At 40.7% G+C, this 22,877-nt stretch carries 21 protein-coding genes; 10 read left to right on the top strand and 11 right to left on the bottom strand.

The window, feature by feature from the left end; all coding sequences use genetic code 11:
- Positions 1 to 4 precede the first annotated feature (4 nt).
- Positions 5 to 829, top strand: coding sequence for a peptidoglycan DD-metalloendopeptidase family protein (locus tag AC2IOM_RS01475; protein ID WP_100912729.1), 825 nt, complete (start codon positions 5 to 7; stop codon positions 827 to 829).
- 63 nt (positions 830 to 892) lie between these two features.
- Positions 893 to 1,849, top strand: coding sequence for an RNA polymerase sigma factor RpoS (rpoS, locus tag AC2IOM_RS01470; RefSeq protein ID WP_010560934.1), 957 nt, complete (start codon positions 893 to 895; stop codon positions 1,847 to 1,849).
- Between the two features lie 259 nt (positions 1,850 to 2,108).
- Here the strand turns inward: rpoS and ispB are convergent, their stop codons facing one another.
- A complete protein-coding gene (ispB, locus tag AC2IOM_RS01465) occupies positions 2,109 to 3,080 on the bottom strand; it encodes an octaprenyl diphosphate synthase (RefSeq protein ID WP_486358899.1) in 972 nt (323 codons plus the stop codon).
- A gap of 291 nt (positions 3,081 to 3,371) precedes the next feature.
- Between ispB and rplU the strand changes: the two genes are divergently transcribed.
- The 5 genes from rplU (at position 3,372) to AC2IOM_RS01440 (ending at position 6,260) form a co-directional block, all read left to right on the top strand.
- Positions 3,372 to 3,683, top strand: coding sequence for a 50S ribosomal protein L21 (gene rplU / locus AC2IOM_RS01460; RefSeq protein ID WP_010560932.1), 312 nt, complete (start codon positions 3,372 to 3,374; stop codon positions 3,681 to 3,683).
- 17 nt (positions 3,684 to 3,700) lie between these two features.
- Positions 3,701 to 3,958, top strand: coding sequence for a 50S ribosomal protein L27 (gene rpmA / locus AC2IOM_RS01455; protein ID WP_010560931.1), 258 nt, complete (start codon positions 3,701 to 3,703; stop codon positions 3,956 to 3,958).
- Between the two features lie 115 nt (positions 3,959 to 4,073).
- Complete coding sequence (cgtA, locus tag AC2IOM_RS01450; RefSeq protein ID WP_054979722.1) at positions 4,074 to 5,231, top strand: Obg family GTPase CgtA; 1,158 nt, start codon at positions 4,074 to 4,076, stop codon at positions 5,229 to 5,231.
- Positions 5,232 to 5,313: 82 nt separating this feature from the next.
- Positions 5,314 to 5,814 (top strand): type 3 dihydrofolate reductase, encoded by a 501-nt coding sequence (folA, locus tag AC2IOM_RS01445; RefSeq protein ID WP_486358898.1) that lies wholly within the window; start codon positions 5,314 to 5,316, stop codon positions 5,812 to 5,814.
- A gap of 71 nt (positions 5,815 to 5,885) precedes the next feature.
- Positions 5,886 to 6,260, top strand: coding sequence for a DUF3718 domain-containing protein (locus tag AC2IOM_RS01440; protein ID WP_105170890.1), 375 nt, complete (start codon positions 5,886 to 5,888; stop codon positions 6,258 to 6,260).
- Positions 6,261 to 6,660: 400 nt separating this feature from the next.
- Here the strand turns inward: AC2IOM_RS01440 and AC2IOM_RS01435 are convergent, their stop codons facing one another.
- From AC2IOM_RS01435 to lptD, 7 genes are all read right to left on the bottom strand, one after another.
- On the bottom strand, positions 6,661 to 8,676 hold the full coding sequence (locus tag AC2IOM_RS01435; RefSeq protein ID WP_138628949.1) for a methyl-accepting chemotaxis protein: 2,016 nt from the start codon (positions 8,674 to 8,676) through the stop codon (positions 6,661 to 6,663).
- 161 nt (positions 8,677 to 8,837) lie between these two features.
- Positions 8,838 to 9,668, bottom strand: a complete 831-nt coding sequence (locus AC2IOM_RS01430; RefSeq protein WP_486358897.1) for a symmetrical bis(5'-nucleosyl)-tetraphosphatase — start codon at positions 9,666 to 9,668, stop codon at positions 8,838 to 8,840.
- A gap of 10 nt (positions 9,669 to 9,678) precedes the next feature.
- Entirely contained in the window at positions 9,679 to 10,062 is a 384-nt protein-coding gene (gene apaG, locus AC2IOM_RS01425; protein ID WP_010560925.1) for a Co2+/Mg2+ efflux protein ApaG, read from the bottom strand.
- Positions 10,046 to 10,852, bottom strand: coding sequence for a 16S rRNA (adenine(1518)-N(6)/adenine(1519)-N(6))-dimethyltransferase RsmA (gene rsmA, locus AC2IOM_RS01420; RefSeq protein WP_010560924.1), 807 nt, complete (start codon positions 10,850 to 10,852; stop codon positions 10,046 to 10,048). Before rsmA ends, apaG begins: the two co-directional genes overlap by 17 nt.
- On the bottom strand, positions 10,853 to 11,839 hold the full coding sequence (pdxA, locus tag AC2IOM_RS01415; RefSeq protein ID WP_010560923.1) for a 4-hydroxythreonine-4-phosphate dehydrogenase PdxA: 987 nt from the start codon (positions 11,837 to 11,839) through the stop codon (positions 10,853 to 10,855). It abuts the gene before it with no gap.
- A 2-nt stretch (positions 11,840 to 11,841) separates the two neighbouring features.
- A complete protein-coding gene (gene surA, locus AC2IOM_RS01410; protein WP_010560922.1) occupies positions 11,842 to 13,128 on the bottom strand; it encodes a peptidylprolyl isomerase SurA in 1,287 nt (428 codons plus the stop codon).
- 20 nt (positions 13,129 to 13,148) lie between these two features.
- Positions 13,149 to 15,371 carry an LPS assembly protein LptD gene (gene lptD / locus AC2IOM_RS01405; protein ID WP_486358896.1) on the bottom strand — a complete coding sequence of 741 codons (2,223 nt, stop codon included), beginning with the start codon at positions 15,369 to 15,371 and terminating at the stop codon, positions 13,149 to 13,151.
- A gap of 333 nt (positions 15,372 to 15,704) precedes the next feature.
- Here lptD and AC2IOM_RS01400 point away from each other — a divergent pair, with 333 nt between their 5' ends.
- Genes AC2IOM_RS01400 through djlA form a run of 3 tightly spaced genes read left to right on the top strand, consistent with a single transcriptional unit; the run spans position 15,705 to position 18,222 of the window.
- A complete protein-coding gene (locus tag AC2IOM_RS01400) occupies positions 15,705 to 16,712 on the top strand; it encodes an aminoglycoside phosphotransferase family protein (RefSeq protein WP_486358895.1) in 1,008 nt (335 codons plus the stop codon).
- Complete coding sequence (gene murU / locus AC2IOM_RS01395; RefSeq protein ID WP_100912738.1) at positions 16,709 to 17,377, top strand: N-acetylmuramate alpha-1-phosphate uridylyltransferase MurU; 669 nt, start codon at positions 16,709 to 16,711, stop codon at positions 17,375 to 17,377. Before AC2IOM_RS01400 ends, murU begins: the two co-directional genes overlap by 4 nt.
- A gap of 5 nt (positions 17,378 to 17,382) precedes the next feature.
- Positions 17,383 to 18,222 carry a co-chaperone DjlA gene (djlA, locus tag AC2IOM_RS01390; protein ID WP_486358894.1) on the top strand — a complete coding sequence of 280 codons (840 nt, stop codon included), beginning with the start codon at positions 17,383 to 17,385 and terminating at the stop codon, positions 18,220 to 18,222.
- A 35-nt stretch (positions 18,223 to 18,257) separates the two neighbouring features.
- On the opposite strand, the gene AC2IOM_RS01385 is transcribed toward djlA, so the two are convergent.
- Genes AC2IOM_RS01385 through rapA form a run of 3 tightly spaced genes read right to left on the bottom strand, consistent with a single transcriptional unit; the run spans position 18,258 to position 22,767 of the window.
- On the bottom strand, positions 18,258 to 19,106 hold the full coding sequence (locus AC2IOM_RS01385; protein ID WP_486358893.1) for a DUF3530 family protein: 849 nt from the start codon (positions 19,104 to 19,106) through the stop codon (positions 18,258 to 18,260).
- Between the two features lie 57 nt (positions 19,107 to 19,163).
- Entirely contained in the window at positions 19,164 to 19,817 is a 654-nt protein-coding gene (gene rluA / locus AC2IOM_RS01380) for a bifunctional tRNA pseudouridine(32) synthase/23S rRNA pseudouridine(746) synthase RluA (RefSeq protein WP_486358892.1), read from the bottom strand.
- A gap of 55 nt (positions 19,818 to 19,872) precedes the next feature.
- Positions 19,873 to 22,767, bottom strand: coding sequence for an RNA polymerase-associated protein RapA (gene rapA, locus AC2IOM_RS01375; RefSeq protein ID WP_486358891.1), 2,895 nt, complete (start codon positions 22,765 to 22,767; stop codon positions 19,873 to 19,875).
- Between the last annotated feature and the right edge of the window lie 110 nt (positions 22,768 to 22,877).

Genomic DNA, 22,877 nt, shown 5'->3' with positions numbered 1-22,877 from the left:
ATTAATGCGTCTGTTAACTCAACTACTTATTTGCTTAATCTGTCTTCAGTTAATAGCGTGCAGTAGCAGAACAACGCCGGCGCCGGTCGCGAACCTTTCATCTGGTAAGAGTAGTTCGCAACAAAAAATTAAAATTAATGGAAGTAACTATAAAGTTAAGAAAGGTGAAACCCTTTACTCGATCGCTTTTAGATCAAACAAAGACTTCCGTGATCTCGCTAAGATCAATGGCATTAAAGCACCTTACACCATATTTCCTGGTCAAATAATACACTTAGTATCACCACCTAAACGTGCAAAAAAGGCTAAAAAATACACGGTCACTAGTAGCAAGTCCACCAAAAATAAACAAAAAAATAACAATTCATTAAAAAAACCACTTGATCAGAAAAAACAACAAGAGTATGTTGAAAATCAAGCCAGTTTAAAAAAGCAACAAAAGATAGCGAAAACATCTGGTAAGTTGCGCTGGTATTGGCCTGCTAAAGGTCGTATAGCCCGCAAGTTTTCAGGAAAAGAAAACGGCTATAAAGGAATTCTAATAAAAAATAAGTTAGGGACTGACATTCTTGCAGCAGCAGACGGTATTGTTGTTTATGCGGGAAGTGCGTTAAGAGGGTATGGCAATTTAATCATAGTGAAACATAATGATGATTATCTAACGGCATACGCTCACAACCAGAAAATTCTGGTAAAAGAAAAGCAAAAAGTTACAGCTAGGCAAAAAATAGCCACTATGGGTAACTCTGAAGCTAAGTCGGTTGGACTGAGGTTTGAAGTAAGATACCGAGGTAAATCGGTTAACCCATTAAGGTATTTGCCACGCTAAGTTAGTTGGCGCGCGAACGTGTTTTAGTGTTTAAAGGTCACTGAATGACTCGGGAGGATGCTTATGGGACGCACAAAGAAAGAAAATAGTACAGAACTAAACGTTGATATGGATGTTAAAGACGAGGTTTTGGAAGAAATTGAAGATACAGAAGACGAAATCTTCGCAAAAGAAGAAGTTGTTAAAAATTTAGATGCTACACAACTTTATCTTGGCGAAATCGGCTTTTCACCACTACTTAGTGCAGAAGAAGAAGTATTCTTTGCACGCAAGGCCTTACGAGGATGTGAAGCATCACGAAAACGCATGATTGAAAGTAATCTGCGTTTAGTGGTCAAAATAGCGCGTCGTTATAACAATCGTGGGCTGGCACTATTAGATCTCATCGAAGAAGGTAATTTAGGCCTGATCAGAGCGGTAGAAAAATTTGATCCCGAACGTGGATTTAGATTTTCTACATATGCAACTTGGTGGATCCGTCAAACCATTGAACGTGCGATTATGAACCAAACACGCACGATTCGCTTACCGATCCATGTTGTTAAAGAGCTTAATGTTTATTTACGCACAGCACGAGAATTAACACAAAAGCTTGACCATGAACCAACCGCAGAAGAAATAGCAGAGAAGCTTGATCGCCCTGTTGAAGATGTGAGTAAAATGCTGCGTCTTAACGAAAAGATTAGCTCTGTTGATACACCAATCGGCGGTGATTCAGACAAAGCGTTATTAGATATCATTGCAGATGAAAAGGGACGTGGTCCTGAAGGTGAAATTCAAGACCAAGACATTCACAATAATATTGTGCATTGGCTTGAAGAACTTAATGCGAAACAGCGTGAAGTGTTAGCACGACGCTTTGGACTGCTTGGCTATGAACCTTCAACGCTTGAAGATGTAGGCAAAGAAATTGGATTAACACGCGAACGCGTAAGACAAATTCAGGTTGAAGCGTTGCGTCGATTAAAAGAGGTGTTAACACACCAAGGATTAAATATTGAATCGCTATTTAGAGCTTAATAAATAATACCAATTCTGTTAAGTATGTGGTCAGGGATAGCGCTGGATAAATGAAATGGTAACAAGGCAGAATTTTTCTTATGTAGTTGCTCTACATTGATAAATTCTACCGCAGTTAGCATGATATTTAGTCCGCTAGGATGATCAGCTACTTAAGTGAATTGGTATAACAACCAGTTAAAAATAAAAAAACCGCTGATTACCAGCGGTTTTTTTATTTAAATACTTTAGTAGTTATTTAAAGCAAAGCTCAGTTTGATTAGTATTTTCTATCGACTGATAACTTAGCAAGTGCAACTAATGCATCTTTATACTCTGAATTTGGCAGTACAGAAAGGTAGTTAATTGCTTTTTCGGCTTCTTCTTGTGCTTTTTGCATTGTTAGTGCTAACGCATTGGTTTCTTCAAGAATAGCGAGAACTTTGTCTAGGTAATCTTTGCCATCAGCTTTTTCAATTGCCCCTCGGATCAATTCAGCTTGCGCTTGTGATCCATTTTGCATTGCATAGATCAAAGGTAATGTTGGTTTACCTTCTGCCAGATCGTCACCGATTGACTTACCTAGTTCAGCTTGGTTTGCGCTATAATCGAGCACATCATCGACTAGTTGGAAGGCGGTACCAAGATGCATGCCATAAAACTTTAATCCGTTTATTACGTCTTCATCTTGTTCTGTAATAATGGCAGCTAGTTCAGTTGCAGCTTCAAATAATTTTGCTGTTTTACTGTAAATGACCTGCATATAGCTTTCTTCGCTAGTATTAGGGTCGTTACAATTCATTAGTTGCAGCACTTCGCCTTCAGCAATAACGTTCGTTGCATGAGCAAAAATATCCATTACTTGCATCTTATTGAAACCAACCATCAGCTGGAAAGCACGAGTATAGATAAAATCACCAACAAGCACGCTGGCTGCATTGCCAAATTCAGCATTAGCCGTTGGGTTTCCTCGACGTAGAAGTGATTCGTCAACAACGTCGTCGTGTAAAAGTGTAGCGGTATGGATAAATTCTACGATGGTTGCCAGACGAATATGCTCATTACCTGTGTGTCCTAACGCTTTTGCAGCGAGGATTGAAAGTATTGGGCGGATGCGTTTGCCACCGCTATTGACAATATAAAGCCCCAATTGATTGACAAGCGCAACGTTCGACTGCAGTTGTTGTTCGATTAGTTGATTAACCGCCAACATATCTTGTTCTGTTAAGGCTTGGATCGCTTTTATATCCATGGGTCTCCAACAAGTAAAGAGGTAAGATCCGCTGATTTGCGGGGATTGTACACTATTTTTGGCACTGAGTAGAATCAATATTTTATGTAAAATAATAGTTTTCTACAGCGCTTTAATTAGGTAGAATTGACGCCATTAATATTAAATTTTTTAGTGTGCCTTACAACACGCAACATATTTAGTCTTTTTTATGAAAATAGGCTTGCGCTACGCTCTGATTTCGCGTAGACTTCGCGCCCTATCGAAGATTATTAAGTTGCGTCGATTTGAGGGCGCAGAACGGAGTTAATTATGTACGCGGTTTTCCAAAGTGGTGGTAAACAGCACCGTGTGACTGAAGGTCAAACGATTCGCCTTGAGAAATTAGAGGCTGAAACTGGTGCAGCAGTAGAATTTGACAAAGTATTACTTGTTGCAAACGGTGAGAAAATCGAAATTGGTGCACCTTTCGTTAATGGCGGTAAGGTTACAGCTGAAGTTGTGTCTCATGGTCGTGGTGAGAAAGTTAAGATCGTTAAGTTTAGACGTCGTAAGCATTCTCGCAAGCAAATGGGTCACCGTCAGTGGTTCACTGAAGTTAAAATCACTGGCATTAACGCTTAATTTAGAGGTACAGAAAGATGGCACATAAGAAAGCAGCTGGTAGTACTCGTAACGGTCGTGATTCAGAAAGTAAACGCCTAGGTGTTAAGCGTTACGGTGGTGAATCAGTTTTAGCGGGTAACATCATCGTTCGTCAACGTGGTACTAAGTTCCACGCAGGTACAAACGTAGGTATGGGTAAAGACCACACTTTATTTGCAACATCAAACGGTAAAGTTCAGTTTGAGCAAAAAGGTCCTTTAGGTCGTAAATACGTAAGCATCATCGCTGAGTAAACCCTAAAAGTTTTAAAAAGCCCCGCAACTGCGGGGCTTTTTTTGTTTCTTGATTACGCACAACCCGTTTGTCTTGGTATAATAAGTACATTCTAGGCTGTGTAAGGCTAAATATATGAAATTTGTAGATGAAGTTGAAATTCGCGCTGAAGCTGGTGACGGTGGCAGCGGTGTAGTTTCATTTCGCCGAGAAAAGTTTGTACCAGACGGCGGTCCTGATGGTGGTGACGGTGGTGATGGCGGCAGTGTCTTTATTGAAGCCGATGAAAACCTAAATACACTTATTGATTATCAGTTTGAGCGCTTTCATAAAGCAGAGCGTGGCACTAATGGTGCTGGCCGAAATATGACTGGTAAAAAAGGTGAAGATCTTACCTTAAAAGTTCCTGTAGGTACGCGTATCGTTGATGTTGATACTGCGGAAGCACTAGGTGATTTAACGCAACATGGTCAAAAGATTATTGTTGCCAAAGGTGGTTTTCACGGACTTGGTAATACTCGTTTTAAATCAAGTACTAACCGAGCTCCTCGTAAGAAAACACTGGGAACGCCTGGTGAAATTCGTAATTTACGTTTAGAGTTATTATTACTTGCTGATGTTGGCTTATTAGGCTTGCCAAATGCAGGTAAATCAACCTTTATCCGCAGTGTATCTGCGGCAAAGCCAAAGGTTGCTGATTACCCATTTACTACCTTAGTGCCAAATCTTGGTGTGGTTAGACCAAGCCAAAATCAATCGTTTGTAATCGCTGATATTCCAGGATTAATTGAAGGTGCTGCTGAAGGTGCAGGCCTAGGCATTCGCTTCTTAAAGCATTTAGAACGCTGCCGTGTTCTTCTGCATATAATCGACATTATGCCTGTAGATGGTTCTGATCCGGTAGAAAATGCTTACACAATCTTAGGTGAGCTTGAGCGTTACAGCCCAGCACTCGCTGCAAAACCTCGCTGGTTAGTATTTAACAAAATTGATTTGTTGTTAGATGAAGAAGCCGATGAACTGTGCGCTGAGATCGCTGATGCGCTTGAAGCTGAAAAAACCTATAAGATCTCTGCATTCAATAAAATTGGTACAGAGCAGTTATGCTTCGACATTATGCAGCTTTTAGAAAGTATGCCTAAAGAGAAGTTTGTTGCTGAAGAAGAGCCACAAGAAGTTGAGTTTAAGTGGGATACATACCATGAAGAGTCAATATCTGACTTTGAAGATGACGATGATGACGAAGACTGGGATGAAGATGATTACGACGTAGAAGTCGTCTATCAACGATAATAAAAGGTGCTTGCGCACCTTTTTTTATATTTAATAAAAAAGTACTAATAATAAGTAACTAGGTTAAAAGTATTAATTTCTTATGAAGATTTCAATGATAGCTGCGATGGCTAATAATCGTATTATTGGTAAAGATAACGATATGCCATGGCACCTTCCTGCTGATTTAAAGCACTTTAAATCGGTCACCTTGGGCAAACCTGTCATTATGGGGCGCCGTACATATGATTCGATCGGCCGTCTATTACCAGGGCGAGATAATATTATTATCACGCGTAATCCAGAGTACGCTGTTGAAGGTGCGATAATGGCTGAAAGCCCAGAGCATGCGCTCTCTTTGGCTGGTGATGTAGATGAAGTTATGATTATTGGTGGCGGTAAAATTTACTTAGACTTTTTAAGCCGTGCAGATCGACTATACTTAACTCATATAGATTTGGATGTTGATGGTGATACGCAGTTTCCTGATTACGAAGCTGTGGCAGATTGGCAGGTGCTAGAAACCCAAAGCTTCGCACCGGATGAAACCAATCAATATCATTACCAATTTGTTATTTATAAGAAATTAGGCTTAATTTCTTGAAGATGATTTAACTTGTTGTTAGAATTGTTGCAATTAAATTAAGTATAAAGTGCTACTAGGGTTGCTGTACCATGAAATTATCAACATTATTATTTACTCTATCTGTATCTTCGGCTGCATTACTAAGCTCTCACACGGTAAATGCAAATGAGCAATTAGCTGCTAGTATTTGTGACTATGTAGGTGCTGATGATAAAAGCCGTATTCGTAAGAAGCTTAAAGAATCACGTGTAAAGCTACGTAATATTTATGCGGGCATTAGCTGTGGTGGTAATAACCTGATCCGTCATGCAATTGTTAGTGGCGCAGATGGCGTAGGCGAATACATCGTTAAGCAGCTACCAAAAAGCGACTTAGCAGCAGGTGGCGACGTGGCTTGGGCTGATGCAAATGGTCATTCAGGTTCAGCTGTAATTGCTGCACTAAAAGATCGTGCAGGTCTTTAATAGTTTTTAATTAGTTTATTCCCTTTGTAAAAGCCAGCTTTAAGCTGGCTTTTTTGTTTTTACGTGACTCTCTTAAAGTATAAAGTCGTTATTGTGCTGGCTATGTAGTTAAAAGTAATCTTTAAGGAATAGAAAAAGAGCGGAGTTATAAACGCTTTAACCTCAGTTATTTTGACCTTTCATCTTGAATAACAGACTCAATTAATTCGTTATTATTGAAGTTTTGCTGCATCTCTGAAGAGCAACTCTAAGCTCGCACCTCAGGCTGACGATTTATTTAATCTTGTACAGCCGTTACTCAGTTAAAGTTACTTGTTAATTTTAAATCGAGTTTCGTTTAGATATTAAAAAGGCCCACTGATTAGTGGGCCTTTTTGTTTTTGAAAGTGTGTGAATAGCGTTACACTTTAAACTCTTCTACAGAGAGTCTTAGCTCTTCTGCAAGCTTAGCAACTTCACTTGCTGACGCTGATGTCTGGTTTGCACCCTCAGCTGTTTGTTCGGCTATTGCAACAATTGACTCTAAGCTTTCACTGATCTCTTGTGATACTTGATGTTGCTCGCCTGCTGCTGTTGCAATTTGTTCACTCGCATCGTGCGCTTGTGATACCGCTTGCGTAATTTGCTCAAGCGCAGAAGCGGCTTGTTCAGACTGTTCAACACATGAATCTGCTTGCTGCTGGCCTTTCGCCATTACAGATACCGCTTCTTCTGCACCACTTTGCAGTGATTCAATCATAGCCTGAATTTCTTGTGTAGATTCTTGGGTTTTGCTTGCAAGTGAGCGTACTTCGTCAGCTACCACTGCGAATCCACGACCCTGCTCACCAGCACGCGCAGCTTCGATAGCAGCGTTTAGTGCAAGTAAGTTTGTTTGCTCTGCAATACCTCTAATTACATCTAAAATACCGCCAATTGACGCGCTGTCTTGATGCAGTTTATTAATAACCTGAGATGCTCCAGCCACTTCACGAGCAAGTTGTTCAATAGTCAGCTTGTTATTACTTGAAATTGTTTTAACGCGCTCAGCTTCGTTGTCAGCTTGTTTAATTTCATGTAACGCATCTTCAGCGCTTTGTGTAACTGATTGTGAGGTGCTGCTCATTTCAGTTGTTGCTGTTGCCGCTTGTTCAACTTGTGCCCGTTGACTTTCAATTGCTTGGCTCGATTCAACTGTCACAGCCGATGTTTCCTCAGAAGCCGCTGCAAGCTGTGTAGAACGTGAAATAATACCTTGAATTAAGTTGCGTAAATTGTCCGTCACGCGGTTTAAGCTTTTCGCTAATTCACCAAATTCATCTTTATTGCTATCGTCAAGGCGCATTGTCATATCACCTTGCGCCACGTTATCAAGCACTTTGTTGATTTCAGATAACGGCTTCGTGATACGTTGAACTGTTAAAAACGCAATAACAATTGCAATTACAGTGGCAATGATCATACCTAACCATGTCCAAAGCTCTGCTTTTGACACGCTGCTTTCCACTTCTTTTCTAAGCTCTACTACAAGCGTATCCGAAAGAGAAGTTAATTTATCCAACTGAGAGCTCGCCGTATTTGTGTCTTGCTCTGCAAGCGATAAGTTAGTAGCAGCTTCTTCAAGTTGCCTAATATGATTTTGCTTTACATTAGCGAGTGATTTACTGCCTTGGCCGTTTTCTTTCACAACCGCAAAATAGCTTTGGAAGTCTTGGTGTAAGTCTTCATCTGTTTGTTTAAAGGTTTCTGAAAGTAGCTCGATATTGCGCTCAATATCAGCAAGGCTGTAGTTTACTTCGTTTGATAAGGTTTCTACTGTTGCTGCATTTTTAATATTTTTAAGATCTGTACTGTTACTCACAATACTAAGAAGTGCATTTTCAATATTCGAAACGGCTTGATAAAGACGTTGTGAGTTATCTTCAAGCTCTGCACTATCACTTAAGTCTAATACGACCGTGCTGGCATCTTCCGCGGCAATTTCCAGTGTTTCTAACTGCGTTGTTAAACTGCTTTCAATTTGCAGTGCACTGGTTTTGTTGTTGATAAGGTTTTGTACTCGGCCAACAAAACTGTTGTAAGTTTTATCAACAGCTGAGGCGGCATTTGCCAGTTGCGCATCGCTGCTAACAACCTGCTTTAGTCGTTCATTTGATTTATCAAAATCTTCAGCTGCAGCGCGGTATTGGTTTACTAGACCCTGAAGTTGCTTACTGTTGTCGCTGTAATAAACTTGCAGCGCAAGTGCCTGCATTTTATTGAACGAAACCTGAAGCTCATTTGTCGCTCTGAGCGCAGGAATAGAGAGGGTATTAACATGGTTAGATGAATTGCTAATGCTATTGATTCTAACAAGTGAGTTGATACCAATGGTGATCAAAAGTAGGGTGATTAGGATAAAGCCACCCCAAATACGTTGGCTGACAGTCAACTTCATATTCATTCCTGTTTACTAATTGCCGGCAAAATGATTAAGCCTCTGAGGGCTTTTGTATTTTATCGACATACATGGATACAACTTTAGTTCAATCTAACAAACTCGTAACTTTATTTCAGTATTTATAGCTGAATAGTTAATTGTAGTATTTAAAATACAACTTAAGTACTGTTTTTATGTTCTTTGTAGTTATTGCAATAATGTTTTGTCTTTGATTTTAGCTCAAGCAAAGTCATATGCTCGCCCCAAACACAACCGGTATCAAGGGCAAATAGATTTGGATAAGGTGTTTGTCCTTTTAATGCAGCCCAATGACCAAAACAAATATTAATATCTGAATGATTTTTTGCATTCACATCAAACCATGGAAATAATTCGGGTGAATTTTGGCTCGCAGGTCCTTTATTTGCAAAGTCCATTTGTCCATGTTGATTTACAAAGCGCATACGCGAAAATGCATTTACGGTGTAGGTAAAGCGCGATAGTTTATCATTAGCTTGTGAAATGCAGTTAACGCTGTTGCCATACATATTTGCTAGGTAAAACTGTGCATTGTCACCTTGGTATTTTTTTTGTGCTTTAGCACAAAGCTCAAGTGCTTTTTGCAATGATAGCTGGGGATTTAATCCAGCGTGGGAAATAAAAGTATTATACTTTTCAAGCCATACCGCGAGCGGTTGTTGTCTTAAAAACTCAATGTAAGTAGGTAGCTTTTTTGCGTTGAATAAGGCTTGTAAGTTATCTTTTGGGTTGGGAGTGTTTTGCGTGAAGTACGTCGCTAGTAAATGTAAGTCATGATTGCCTAACGTTATTGTTACACTGCCTTGCTGAGTAAAGAGATACTTTAAACACGCCAGTGAATCTGGACCGCGCGCAACAATATCGCCAACTAAGTAAAGGTGATCGCGGCTTGGGTTAAAATCTACCGTTTTTAATAACGAGGTAAATTCGTTAAAGCACCCCTGCAGATCACCAATTACATATTTAGCCATATTTGCTTAATTAATGTAATACAACATCACTAGCTAGGCGAAATACTTCAATCGGGGCTTGGTATTCGGCACCAAACTCGTTACGCATTTGGTAATAACCTTGCATTGTACCGATTGGTGTATCTAATACTGCACCTGATGTATAGGTGTAGCTTTCACCAGGTCCAATCGTTGGTGTTTCACCAACCACACCTTCACCTTCAACTTCGGTTTCTTTACCGTTAGCATCGGTAATCAACCAGTAGCGGCTAAGTAATTTAGATGAACATAAACTGTGGTTTTTGATTGTTACGGTATAGGCAAAAACGTATTTATCTTTTTCTGGCTCAGACTGACCATCAACATAAAACGTTTCTACCGATACTTTAATTGGAGAATTACTGCTTGTTGTCATAAATCCAGTTTGCAATCTTTACAAAAGTGTCTAGGGAAAGGTTTTCGGCGCGCAGCTTTAAATCTAACCCTAAGTTTTCAATTTCTTCAGGCGTTAATAAATTCGATAAACTATTACGAATTGTTTTACGTCTTTGGTTAAACGCTTCTAAGCACACCGTGTTAAGGATTTTAGTGCTCTTTGCCTTTAATTGATCTGGCGATTTCGGGATCAGGCGAATAACTGCTGAATCCACTTTAGGTGCAGGTTTAAAGCACTCTGGTGGCACATCAATAACAGGCATTGCATGACAATAATACTGTGTCATCACACTTAATCGGCCAAAGGCTTTGCTGTCAGGGCTCGCAACCATGCGTTTGACCACTTCTTTTTGCAGCATAAAGTGCATGTGTTCAATATTTTGATAAAATTCAAATAAATGAAACAGAAGCGGCGTTGAAACGTTATAAGGTAAATTACCAAATACCTTAAGTTTGCGCTCATCATTAATTAATGACGCAAAGTCAAACTGCATGGCATCACCTTGATGCACAGTCAGCTTGTCGGCAAGAAATGGGTGATGAATCAAGCGGTGAGCAAGATCTTTATCGAGCTCAACTACCGTTAAATGGTCTGTTAGCTCTGCCACTGGCTCTGTAATTGCGCCAAGGCCTGGACCAATCTCAACGAGGTTATCGCCAGGTTTTGGATCGATTGCAGTTACGATCTTATCGATAATGCTTGTATCGTGTAGAAAGTTTTGACCAAAACGTTTTCGGGCGCGGTGCCCTAAGTGTACTTTATCATTCATCTATTGTGCGCTTTTACTTGCCATTTCAATTGCTTTAGAAATTGCTAATTCGAAACTACCCACGTCGGCCTCGCCAGTTGCGGCTAAATCGAGAGCGGTACCATGATCCACAGATGTGCGGATAAACGGTAAACCTAGGGTGATATTAACTGAATTACCAAATCCTTTGTATTTTAACACAGGTAATCCCTGATCGTGATACATTGCAAGCACGGCATCGGCATCTTTTAGGTATTTGTCTTGAAATAACGTATCCGCTGGCAGTGGGCCAACAAGGTTAATGCCTTCATTTCTAAGCTGATCTAGCGTTGGTGAAATGACTTCGATTTCTTCTCGGCCTAAGTGACCATTTTCGCCTGCGTGCGGGTTTAAACCACAGACATAAATTTTTGCTGATTCAATGCCAAATTTAGTGGTTAAATCATGATGCAAAATACGCGTAACTTTGCTTAAACGGTCTTCAGTAATTGCTTTAGACACATACGCGAGCGGGATATGCGTTGTCACTAAAGCAACGCGTAAGCCCTCAGTAGCGAGCATCATCACAACATCAGGCGTATTTGATTGCTGAGCAAAAAACTCAGTATGACCACTAAATGAAATACCTGCTTGGTTAATAATGCCTTTATGCACAGGGCCTGTGACCACTGCAGCAAATTCACCTTGCATATTGCCATCAGAGGCATATTTCAGCGTATCAAGTACGTATTGTCCGTTGGCGTCATTGAGTTCGCCAGCAATCACGTCTTCTGCTAATGGAATATGCTTAACGGTTAAGTTACCTGCATTATGCGGTTGAGCCGCATTATTTGGCTGATATTCAATTAGTTGAATATCTATGCCAAGTAATTTTGCACGTTGCTTTAACAGATTTTTATCAGCAATTACGACAAGTTCTGCAGGCCAATCTTGTTGCGCCAGCTGTAAAATAAGGTCTGGCCCAATACCTGCCGGTTCGCCCGGTGTAACTGCAATACGTAATGTCATAACTATTCTTCTACAACTTCAATATAAGCTTGTTCGCGTAATTCACGCTGGAACGTAAAGCTTTCTTCTTTAAAGCGACGATTAAAAATCATTTGGTGCGCGCGGTTTTGTTTAACAAGCTCAGTTTTGTCTGATACGCGACGGTCTAATAATTCCATAATATGCCAGCCGTATTGGGTTCTGAATGGCTCACTGAGTTGGCCTTTTTCTAAACCTAATGCAGTTTCTTTAAATTCGCCTACCCAAGAGTTCGGGTCTGTCCAATCATATTCACCACCGTTTAATGCTGAACCTGGATCTTCAGAATGCTCTTTAGCTAATTCGCCAAAGTCAGCATTACCTGCTTTTAAATCCTCAACAAAACCTGCGAGCATAGAACGCGCTTTTTCTTCCGATACAATAATTGATGGCTTAACAAGAATATGACGTACTTTTAGCTCAACCGCTTCAACAACTTCAACACCACGTACATCTTGTAGTTTTACGATGTGGAAACCTGCGCCTGAACGAAGTGGGCCGACAATGTCGCCTTTCTTATGGCCTTTTACCGCCTCAGCGAATAGTGTTGGCATTTCGTTAATGTTCATCCAACCTAATTGACCACCTTCAAGAGCTTTACCACCACCTGATGACGCAATTGCTATTTGCTTAAATTCACGTCCTTCGTTTAATAATCGAATAACGGCTTCAGCACGCTCTTTTTGTGTTTTGATATCGTCTGCAGTGGCATTTTCAGGGATCTCAATCAGGATATGACCGATATCGTATTCTTCGTTTGTCTGCCCTTGCTGCTCTAAAATACGCAGTAAGTTTTGTACTTCTTGTAAGCTTACGTAAACGCGGCGTTCAACACTTGCACGCATAGTGCGGCTAGCAACCATTTCGTTACGAATTTCTTCACGATAAGTTTGGAAGTTATCTCCGCTTGCTTCAAGCGAGCGGCGCATATCGTCAAGGGTTGCACCTTGCTCACGGGCCATTTGCGAGAGGGTTTGATCTAACTGTGCATCAGAAATACGTAAACCAATACGTTCACCCATTTGCAGTAGCAGAGCTTGGTCAATAAGTTTATCGATTGCTTGACGTCTTAGCGCCGTTTCTGAAGGCAATTCCTGACCAGAATCTTTTGCACGGTTTTTAACACGGTTTACCAGTGCGTCTACTTCACTTTGTAAAATAACACCGTCGTTAACTTTTACGGCAACGCTATCAAGTTCAGTAAGGCTGTATGCGCTTTGGCAGAAAGCAAGTAGGGCAACGCCCGCTGTCATTAATCGTTTTAACTTCATTGATTTTTTCTACTTACATATTAATTTGTTAGAAAGTAAGGTCTGCGATAACTAAAGATGCTTTGGTTGAGTAGTTTTTGCGCATCTAGACCCATTATAAATTTAATTTGAATACTCGAGTCAAATTTAGCTGATTCATTAGCAAACTGACCAACTGGTTTATTTAAGTCAGTTTCTATTTGTCTGCTACCAGATAATTGAATCGCCCAACAACATGATTGGTATTGTACACCAGTTAAAAACTCCACGCTGCGATCTGATTCTAGGTCGCGCTGGTAGCTCGAAACAAGTTGCCATTGCTCGCCAATTGGGTAGCTAGCAAAAATACCAACTTGCTCAATTGTATTTCCTGAGACATTGTTTGCGTACCTATGGTTCAATTGAATTAACTCATTATTATCCCCTTTATAATCGAGGGTGAGGTGTGAGTTAACAAGGTCGCTGCCGTCAGTATCGTATTGCATACCTGCAGACAGGTACCAATTCTTGTGCCAATGTAACATAGCTTCACTGGCAAATAACGAGTTATAACTCGCATTGTCGTCAATCTCAGACGGTTTAGCGTCATCTGAAACGTAAAAAATTTGACCAATGCTGAAGTTAAATACTTCGTTATTTTGTTGATTAAATATACGTGTTGTTGCGCCTAAGGTAAATTGGTTTGCCGTAGCAATACGGTCTACGCCCGAGAAGCGTTGCTCGCGAAACAACCCGTGGAAATCATCTTGTAGCTTTACTGTATCGTACAAGCCGATATTTGACTGATCTTTTTCTGGAATAAACAAATACTGAGCTTTTGGTTCGAGTGTTTGTAGGCCGTTATCCACTAACCAATGAGTATCACGTTCAAAATTAATTTGTCCGTAGAGGCGTAGTTTTGGCAAGGTACGGTTTACATTTTCCTCTAACTGAGTGCCAAGTAAATCACCTTGTTGATGGTAATTCGTTTGCAGCAAACTAACCTCAGATAAAAAACTCCATGCGTAGTCGCTAATGCCGTAGCTTAACTTAGGCTCTAAGTGAACACGGGTGGCTTTTTCCACCAGTGCTTCTTCGTTTTGAAAATGGGCAAATTCACCGTTTAAAGTAAAGTCGACACCATAAAAATCAAACGCATTAATCTGGCTAAAGGTAATTTGTGGCAGTGCGCGATAAGACTCTAAATGATCACCAAGTACCTCAAAGCCTTGTAACTTCATATCGGTATGCCAGTAATCACCTAAATGGGTCAACTGAATAAGGTGATTAAGCTGAGTATCGGTACGATTAGCGTAGCTCGATCCCATATCGTTTATATAGTTATCATCACTGATATTTGTGATATCGATTTGGCCGCGCCAGTTATCGTCAATTTTGCTGTATTGGCTTAGGTGCAGTAAATAACGACTGCCCAACTCTGGTTCAGAATCATCGCTGTTAAGGTACTCAATTGCAGCCATGCCTTGGTGCTCTTCAGTTAAATAGCGAAACTCGGTTTGCAGCTGAAAACCTTGGTTTGACATGTAACGTGGGGTAATCGTCGCATCCATATCGGGCGCAATATTCCAATAAAACGGGGTTTCAATCTCTAAACCATAACGATTAGAGCTGGTAAATGTTGGTTGAATAAAACCAGATTTACGTTTATCCGATATTGGAAAAGTAAAATACGGAAGGTAAAACACCGGTGTGTCATACACTTTTAATACCGCACCGTAAGTTTCACCCCAGCCTTCTTCTTGTGATAGTTTAATTTTTTTTGCATCCAGCGCCCACACAGGGTTATCGCTTGGACAAGTTGTAAAGCTGGCATCTTGCAAGAGTAAAAGTGATTGATTTACTTCAAGCAGCTTGGCCTCGCCGCGACCTGCTTGTTGGGTAAATTGATATTTAGCGTCACCGAGAGATAACTCAGATGAGGTTAAGTTAGCAAAAAAGTGTTTTGACGAAATATAACTGTTGGGATCCTGATAAATAATTGGGCCAATAGCATTGAGCATGCCATTTATTTTATCAAGTTCAGCGCTGGATGCGGTTAGACTCATCTGTGTCGAGTCCATCATCACGTTGCCGCTAAAGAGCGCTTTGTTTTTTCCTGCTAATTCTACCTGATCTGCGTTAATCGCAAGCTGACCAACAGCAAGCTGGGAAGTAGACTGCCAGCTTAAGTTAGGATCGGTTTCGCACAGAGAAAACATATCTGAAGCACTGGCCAGAGGTGACATAAAAATCAGTGTCGCAAATATGCCAAAAGGGCGTTTCATTAATCAGATAACCTTGTGAAAAAGACCTTACTTACGTTTTATACTATGCGCTGTTTTTGTCAGTAAGCGAATTTCGGAGCTTACACTTAATTTTATATGGTTAAACAGCGGCATTTTGTTGCACCAAAAACTTGCTGCTTTGAGCATAATTTAAAGCGCACACGTAACTAAGCCTATAATAATTTAATTTTAATGATTTCTCTCATTACTTGAACTGTTAATATACCATTGAAAAGAGAAAAATACTTGTGCAATTAAGCGCCATTTATAGTCTGTTAGCAAATGGCACAGGACAATGCACAAATTGTAATTAATTGTAGTTGGGGTTAAGCCTTGCATAACCAAATGTTTGATGCGTTTTTAACGCAAAACTTACCGAATTTAGAACAACAAAACGTATTCAAAGTTGAGCTTATTACAGGTGACGCGAGTTTTCGTAAGTACTTTCGTGTTTTTACTGATAACCACACTTATATCTTAATGGTTTCGCCACCAAATTTAGTCGATAACGAACCCTTTATTGAACTTAATCATCTGTTTAGTCAGGGCTCTTTTAAAGTGCCACAAATTCTAGCAGTAGATAAAGAATTAGGTTTACTGCTTATTGAAGACTTAGGAAGTACTCACTTTGCAGATTGTTTAGGGCAAGGTTGTGAGCAGAAATTGTATCATCAAGCGATTGATATGTTGCCTAACATTGCAAAGTTAGCAAAAACCAACGCAATGAAGGCGTATGATGCAGCGTTTATCGATCTTGAACTAGAAATTTTTAATCATTGGTTAATTGAGCAGTTTTGTCAGATTACAATGGATACTGGCGCGCAAAAAACATGGCAACAAGTGAAGCAACAACTAATTAATGCGTTAGAAATGCAACCTAAAGTGACCATGCACCGTGATTACCACAGTCGAAACTTAATGGTATGGCAACAACAGCTGGCAATTATCGATTATCAAGATGCGGTGCAAGGCCCGCTCACCTATGATTTAGTGTCACTTACCAAAGATTGCTATCACATTTTACCAAAGACGTTTCGTCAAGAACTTATACGCTACGGGTTTGCGCAGTACGAAAACGCGGGAATGACAGTCGGTTTATCGTTTGATGATTTTGAACTCTTATACACCTTAACCGGTATTCAGCGTCACTTAAAAGCTGCGGGTATTTTTTGTCGATTAAGTATTCGAGATAACAAACAAGGATACCTACCTCATGTGCTTGATACCATGCACTATGTTGTTGAAGCATGCGACGAATTAGCACATTCATTTCCTGTCTTAGGTTACTTTTCACAATGGCTTAAAGTGAGTGTTTTACCAAGCTTGAAGGCAAAATTATGAGAGCAATGATCTTAGCGGCGGGGCGCGGTAAACGCATGATGCCATTAACAGCAGATACCGCCAAACCCATGTTAAAAGTGAATGGCAAACCGCTCATTGAGTACCATATTGAACGCTTAAAAGCGGCGGGTATTAGCGAAATTGTGATTAATTTGGCTTGGTGTGGTGAAAGTATTCGCAATACATTAGGGGATGGCAGCCAATTTGGCGTGAGTCTCATTTATAGTGACGAAGGCGGAGAAGGTTTAGAAACTGCCGGTGGTATTATCAATGCCCTCGATTTACTTAGCGAGACATTTATTGTCATTAACGGTGATATTTTTACTGATTATGATGCAGCAAGTTTGACGCAAATTGCGCTATTGCCGCAACAAGCGCATTTAGTGTTAGTTGAAAATCCAGCACATAATCCGAACGGTGATTTTTCGTTAGTGCAAGGGTTTGCATCAAGTGATAGCGATGCCGAAATAAAACATACATTTGCGGGCATTGCGCTTTACCATAAGTCATTTTTTGCGAATACCAAGGCTGATTTTTTACCACTCGCGCCAATGCTACGAGAAAAAATGGCCGAAAAATTAGTGACCGCCGAACTGTACATTGGCAATTGGCAAGATGTCGGCACACCTGAGCGATTAGCCGAAATTAACCAACAGGAGTATTAAACTAAATGTGGGGTAAGTTACTAGGTGCAGGGTTTGGCTTTTTATTTGGTAAATGGTTTGGCGCAATTTTAGGTCTTTATTTAGGCCACTTATTTGACCGCGGTTTAAAGCAAGATTTTAATAAAGCCGGAGGCTTCCAAGGTTTTTTCGACAATAGTAGCGTCTCTGAAAAACAAGCGTTATTTTCTTATACCTGCTTTGCCGTAATGGGTCATATAGCTAAATCGAATGGCCGAGTTAACGAACAGCATATTAGTGCCGCGTCTCGTTTTATGGATGAAATGGGATTAACTGACGATGCGCGCCGCGATGCGCAAAACGCATTTCGCAGTGGCAAACAAGCTGACTTCCCGTTTAAGTCAGTACTTAAAGATTTTCGCGACCGCTTTTCAGGTCGTTATGACCTGATCCAATTGTTTCTTGAAATTCAAATTCAAATGGCATTTAGCGATGGCGAGTTAAGCGATAAAGAGCGTGATTTACTCAAACAGGTGAGTAAATACATTGGCATTAACAGTACTCACTTTAAGTTTATTTTAAAGCGTTATATTGCAGAATTTGAGTTTCATCGTTATCAACATACAAAGCAAAATCAGCAGCAATCTCATCGCTCGTCAACGAACAAAGCGCAAGATACGGCATTAACAAAAAGTGCAGCACTACAAGTGCTTGGGTTAGATAGTAATGCCGATGAAAAGGCGATTAAAAAAGCCTATCGTAAATTAATGGCTCAGCACCATCCAGACAAACTAGTGTCGCAGGGATTACCACCTGAGATGATGCAGCTCGCCAAACAGAAAAGCCAAGATATTCAAGCAGCATATGAATATTTAAAAGCGAAGTAGCATGTTAGGCTTAAAGCTTGCTACAGGGGGGGGAGTTAAATACCTAACCAGGTTAAAAAACCATATATTTCTTTAGATAAACGCTGATGTTGCTGCTCACTGGATTGGTTGCCAAATAAAGCGCGTTGGCGATAGTTTAATTTATGGTTACGTCGTGCAAGTTTTTTGCGCTGTACCATTTGTTGGTTAAGCCAATGGTTTTGACTTTGATAATAAATATCGAGCGTTGGCCACGGGGTCGTAGTGATGGTTTGGTTTAGTGACTTGTTTTTCTGCGCTTCGTTATAAAAGTTATTAAGCAAAATCAGTGCATCAATTTGTTCCGATGTTTGCTGATTTAGATAACTATTCAAAATTGCGCCGCTTTGTCCTTGTGTAATCACAATTACAAAACCCGGGTGAGTTAGCGCTTGTTGATACATGGCTTTAAAACGACTGGTTAAACTAAGTGCGTAGGCGTCGAGGTCAGGCTTTTTAAATTGCGATAAACTAGGCGCAACGCTTACGTTATCATTATAGGGCAATTCATCATTATTTATACGTGGGCTACTCCCTGCGCTAATGCTGTAAGTAACCCATCCATAATCATTTAGTGATTTACGTAAAAAGTCGATGCCACGGTCATTCGATTGGGTTAAGTGCCAATCAGCAATTAAGATCGCAACACCCTTTTCAAATTCTGCCGTGTGGTCTCGGTACAAGGCTGTTAACTCATTGTCGCCAGCCATTACTGTTACAACCTCTGAAGGTTCGAAGTAATGGGACACATCTTGATTGTTTTGCAGCTCTTTATTGATAGGTGCGAGCCATTTAACATCCTTAGCTTGCGTTAAGAACGCGCTAACAAGTAACAAACAAACTGTAAGGTAAAATTTAGGCTTCACACGCATGATTTGATTTTGACTTTTTAAGCTTATCGACACTCTAAGCTAATATTTTAGTTAAAAATCAGGATCACTATAAAAACTGAGTTGCTGTTTTGTTACTGGGTGAGTAAAGCTTAAGTATTGCGCATGAAGTTGTAATCTTGTCGCCATAGCAAGTGCGTTGTCGTGCGCATACAGACGATCGCCTAAAATCACATGACCTAATGATAACATATGTACACGCAACTGATGTGAACGACCAGTGATTGGCGTTAAGGCAACACGCGTTGCATGTTCTTCATAGCTTAACACTTTATAATGGGTAAGAGAGGGTTTTCCACGCTCATGATCCACCATTTGTTTTGGTCGGTTTGGCCAATCGCAAATTAACGGAAGATCCACAGAACCTGTTTCTGGTTCGAGTTTGCCATAGACGCGAGCGATATAACGTTTCTTGGTTTCTCTGTCTTGAAACTGGCGGCTTATTTCACGGTGCGCCGCTTTATTGAGCGCAAGGCAAATAATGCCTGAGGTGGCCATATCAAGGCGATGTACTATGGTTGCCGTTGGGAATACTAAATTAACGCGGTTAATCAGGCTGTCTTTGTGCTCAAGCGCTTTGCCCGGCACGGTCAGTAAACCACTGGGTTTATTAAGAATGATTAGGTCATCATCACGATATAAAATATTGATGTATGGCGAAGTGGGCGGGTTATAGTTTAACAGCACAGTGATTCCAGCAAAAAAAGGGCTTAATCTAAGCCCCATTTTAAAGCAATTATAGTTAGTGAGAAACCACTATTAAGCGGATTGCATCAAGCTTAAGCTCTGCTTTTTCAACATGCTCAAGTAATTGTGATTTTTGCTTTTCTAAATAAAACAGCTCGTCTTCACGTACGTTCGGATTAAGTTGTTTTAGCGATTTTAAGCGTGCTAGCTCATCATCTAAGTTAGTATTCACACTTTCTTTAGCGCTTTGCTTTAGTGTATCTAATTGACTTTTCGCTAGTTTATTTGCCGTTTCAATCATTGGGTGAACGCTTGATTGCAGTGCCGAGGCAAGCTTGCTAGCAGTTTGTTTACCAACGGCATTAAGTTGCTGATTAAACGTATCAAAGGCGACATTCGCAGCTAAATCATTACCGTTTTTATCAAGTAATAAACGCACAGGTGTAGTTGGTAAGAAACGACCCATTTGCAGTGCTTTTGGTGCGCTGGTTTCTGCAAGGTACACTAACTCAACAAAGAAACTTCCCGCAGGCAGTTGCTTGTTTTTAAGTAGCGCAACGGAAGTAGTGCCGAGATCATCATCAATAATCAGCTCCATTGCACCTTGTACCATAGGGTGATCCCAACTTAAAAAGTGCACATCTTCTTGTGCAAGTGCGGTGTCGCGGTCAAAAGTAACGGTTAAACCTTCGTCACGTAAACACGGGAACGATGGCGTTAGCATATGTTCAGTTGGTTTTAGAACAATTGAGTTCTCACCGCGGTCTTCTTGTGAAATACCGAAAATATCAAACACCTTGATCATAAACATAGGCAGTGCAGTTTGGTTATCAAGCGATTCAATATCGCTTACCAATTGCTCTGAGCGGCCTTGGCCTTTTGAATGTAGTTCAAGTAATCGGTCGCGGCCTTGCTCCATTTTTTGCTTTAACGCTTGGTTTTGCTTGTTTACCGATTCAAGTAATGGATCAAGCTCTTCCTCGTCGGTGTTATGGCTTGCCACGAACTCCAATAATTCATCTTTGTATTCTGAATACAGCAGTTGTCCAGTGGTTAATGTGTGTTCAAATGCTTCTAGCGCGTCGTGGTACCAGCGGAATAATACTTCTTGCGCAGTGTTTTCAAAGTACGGCACATGAATTTTAATGTCTTCACTTTGACCAATACGGTCAAGACGGCCAATTCGCTGCTCAAGTAAATCAGGGTTTAGCGGTAGATCAAATAAAATTAGGTGGTGGGCAAACTGGAAGTTACGTCCCTCAGAGCCAATTTCAGAACAGATTAATACTTGCGCCGCATCTTCTTGCTCGGCGAAGTATGCTGCTGCGCGGTCACGTTCAATAATGCTCATACCTTCGTGGAACACCGCGGCTTTAATACCTTCACTTTCACGAATTGCTTGTTCTAAGCTCAGTGCTGTTTGCGCTTCACTACAAATTACCAATACTTTTTCGCGTTTTAGCTCAAGTAGTTTCTCGGCTAACCATTCAACACGTGGGTCAAATTGTGCCCAGCTTGCTGATTCGCCTTCAAACTCTTGGAAAATCTTTTCTGGGAATAATGCACGTTTCGCGCGCATTTCCGCATCTTTTAAGCCCGCAATATTACCCATTACGTTCATTGCTGTAGTGTATTGTTTCGGCATCGTTACAGGGTAAGCGTGTAGCTCACGTGATGGGAAACCTTGGATGCTACTACGGCTGTTTCTGAACAAAATGCGGCCTGTACCGTGTCTGTCGAGCAGCATTGATAAAATTTCATTTTTAGCCGCTTGCTCACCTTTTTCAACTTGGCTAAGCAGTGTGGTGATATCACTTTCTTTTAATAGTGATGTAAGCGTTTGTTTTGCGTTATCACTTAAGGCTTCATCAGCTAGTAGCTGGTTTGCCGCATCAGCAACTTCTTGATAGTGGCTTTCTTCTTCAACAAATGCTTGATAATCGTAGAAACGGTTTTCATCAAGCAGTTTTAAACGGGCAAAATGACTTTCGTGACCCAGTTGATCAGGCGTAGCGGTGAGTAGAATTAAGCCCGGAATGTCTTGGCTTAGTTCAGCAATACGGTTGTATTCTGTGCTTGATTTCTTTTCGCTCCACTTTAAGTGGTGCGCTTCATCGACGACAAGTAAATCCCAATCGGCAAGTGTTGCTTGCTCAAACCAAGTTTTCTTTTTCGTAATAAATTCAAGGCTGGTTAGGATCAGCTGTTCAGTTTCAAACGGGTTTGCAGCATCGGCATAAGCTTCTGTACAGCGTTCATCATCAAAAATTGAAAACTGTAAGTTGAAGCGACGCAGCATTTCAACCAACCATTGATGCTGTAAGTTTTCAGGCACCACAATTAGCACGCGAGAAGCACGACCTGTAAGCACTTGTTGGTGAATAATCATGCCGGCTTCAATGGTTTTACCTAAGCCAACTTCATCTGATAGTAATACACGCGGGGCAAAACGTTTGCCCACTTCTTCAGCAATATAAAGCTGGTGTGGAATTAAGCTAGCACGCGCACCGACTAACCCTTTTAAGCTTGATTGTTGGTTTTGGTGAACATGGGTAAGCGTGTTATGACGCAGAGTAAAGCGATCAAAACGGTCAATTTGCCCTGAAAACAGTTTATCTTGCGGCTTATTAAACTTAATAAAGTGATCAAGAAAGGTTTCTTTAAGTGCGACTTGTTCTTGATTGTCTTCGCGAGTACCAGTGTAAGTAAACAAGCCATTTTCTTCGTCAACCTGCTCAACTATGAGTTCCCATTCGTCAACGCTACGAATTTTATCACCTACATTAAATGCCACTCGGGTAACAGGTGCTTCAGAAATACTGTAAACGCGGTTCTCACCACTGGCTGGGAATAAAATAGTTACTTGGCGTCCTTCACAGGCTACGACCGTACCTAAGCCTAAGTCGGATTCGGTGTCGCTGATCCAGCGTTGACCTAAAGAAAAGCTCATTTTTAACTCGCTACTATCGAAAAAAGGCGGCTATGTTACCTAGATTTCTCGTTGGATTCACCTGTTAATTTAGAACTCGTGAGGTTAATACCTATTCGCCGCTTTAATGT

This window comes from Pseudoalteromonas sp. NS-SX12 (assembly GCF_057367955.1).
The sequence above is the reverse complement of the archived record's forward strand: the minus strand, read 5'-3'. Positions and strand labels throughout refer to the sequence as shown.

Bases quoted from the DNA above. Each gene is read 5' to 3' on its own strand.
- AC2IOM_RS01475 (WP_100912729.1), top strand. From the start codon at position 5: ATGCGTCTGTTAACTCAACTACTTATTTGCTTAATCTGTCTTCAGTTA.
- rpoS (WP_010560934.1), top strand. From the start codon at position 893: ATGGGACGCACAAAGAAAGAAAATAGTACAGAACTAAACGTTGATATG.
- ispB (WP_486358899.1), bottom strand. From the start codon at position 3,080: ATGGATATAAAAGCGATCCAAGCCTTAACAGAACAAGATATGTTGGCG.
- rplU (WP_010560932.1), top strand. From the start codon at position 3,372: ATGTACGCGGTTTTCCAAAGTGGTGGTAAACAGCACCGTGTGACTGAA.
- rpmA (WP_010560931.1), top strand. From the start codon at position 3,701: ATGGCACATAAGAAAGCAGCTGGTAGTACTCGTAACGGTCGTGATTCA.
- cgtA (WP_054979722.1), top strand. From the start codon at position 4,074: ATGAAATTTGTAGATGAAGTTGAAATTCGCGCTGAAGCTGGTGACGGT.
- folA (WP_486358898.1), top strand. From the start codon at position 5,314: ATGAAGATTTCAATGATAGCTGCGATGGCTAATAATCGTATTATTGGT.
- AC2IOM_RS01440 (WP_105170890.1), top strand. From the start codon at position 5,886: ATGAAATTATCAACATTATTATTTACTCTATCTGTATCTTCGGCTGCA.
- AC2IOM_RS01435 (WP_138628949.1), bottom strand. From the start codon at position 8,676: ATGAAGTTGACTGTCAGCCAACGTATTTGGGGTGGCTTTATCCTAATC.
- AC2IOM_RS01430 (WP_486358897.1), bottom strand. From the start codon at position 9,668: ATGGCTAAATATGTAATTGGTGATCTGCAGGGGTGCTTTAACGAATTT.
- apaG (WP_010560925.1), bottom strand. From the start codon at position 10,062: ATGACAACAAGCAGTAATTCTCCAATTAAAGTATCGGTAGAAACGTTT.
- rsmA (WP_010560924.1), bottom strand. From the start codon at position 10,852: ATGAATGATAAAGTACACTTAGGGCACCGCGCCCGAAAACGTTTTGGT.
- pdxA (WP_010560923.1), bottom strand. From the start codon at position 11,839: ATGACATTACGTATTGCAGTTACACCGGGCGAACCGGCAGGTATTGGG.
- surA (WP_010560922.1), bottom strand. From the start codon at position 13,128: ATGAAGTTAAAACGATTAATGACAGCGGGCGTTGCCCTACTTGCTTTC.
- lptD (WP_486358896.1), bottom strand. From the start codon at position 15,371: ATGAAACGCCCTTTTGGCATATTTGCGACACTGATTTTTATGTCACCT.
- murU (WP_100912738.1), top strand. From the start codon at position 16,709: ATGAGAGCAATGATCTTAGCGGCGGGGCGCGGTAAACGCATGATGCCA.
- djlA (WP_486358894.1), top strand. From the start codon at position 17,383: ATGTGGGGTAAGTTACTAGGTGCAGGGTTTGGCTTTTTATTTGGTAAA.
- rapA (WP_486358891.1), bottom strand. From the start codon at position 22,767: ATGAGCTTTTCTTTAGGTCAACGCTGGATCAGCGACACCGAATCCGAC.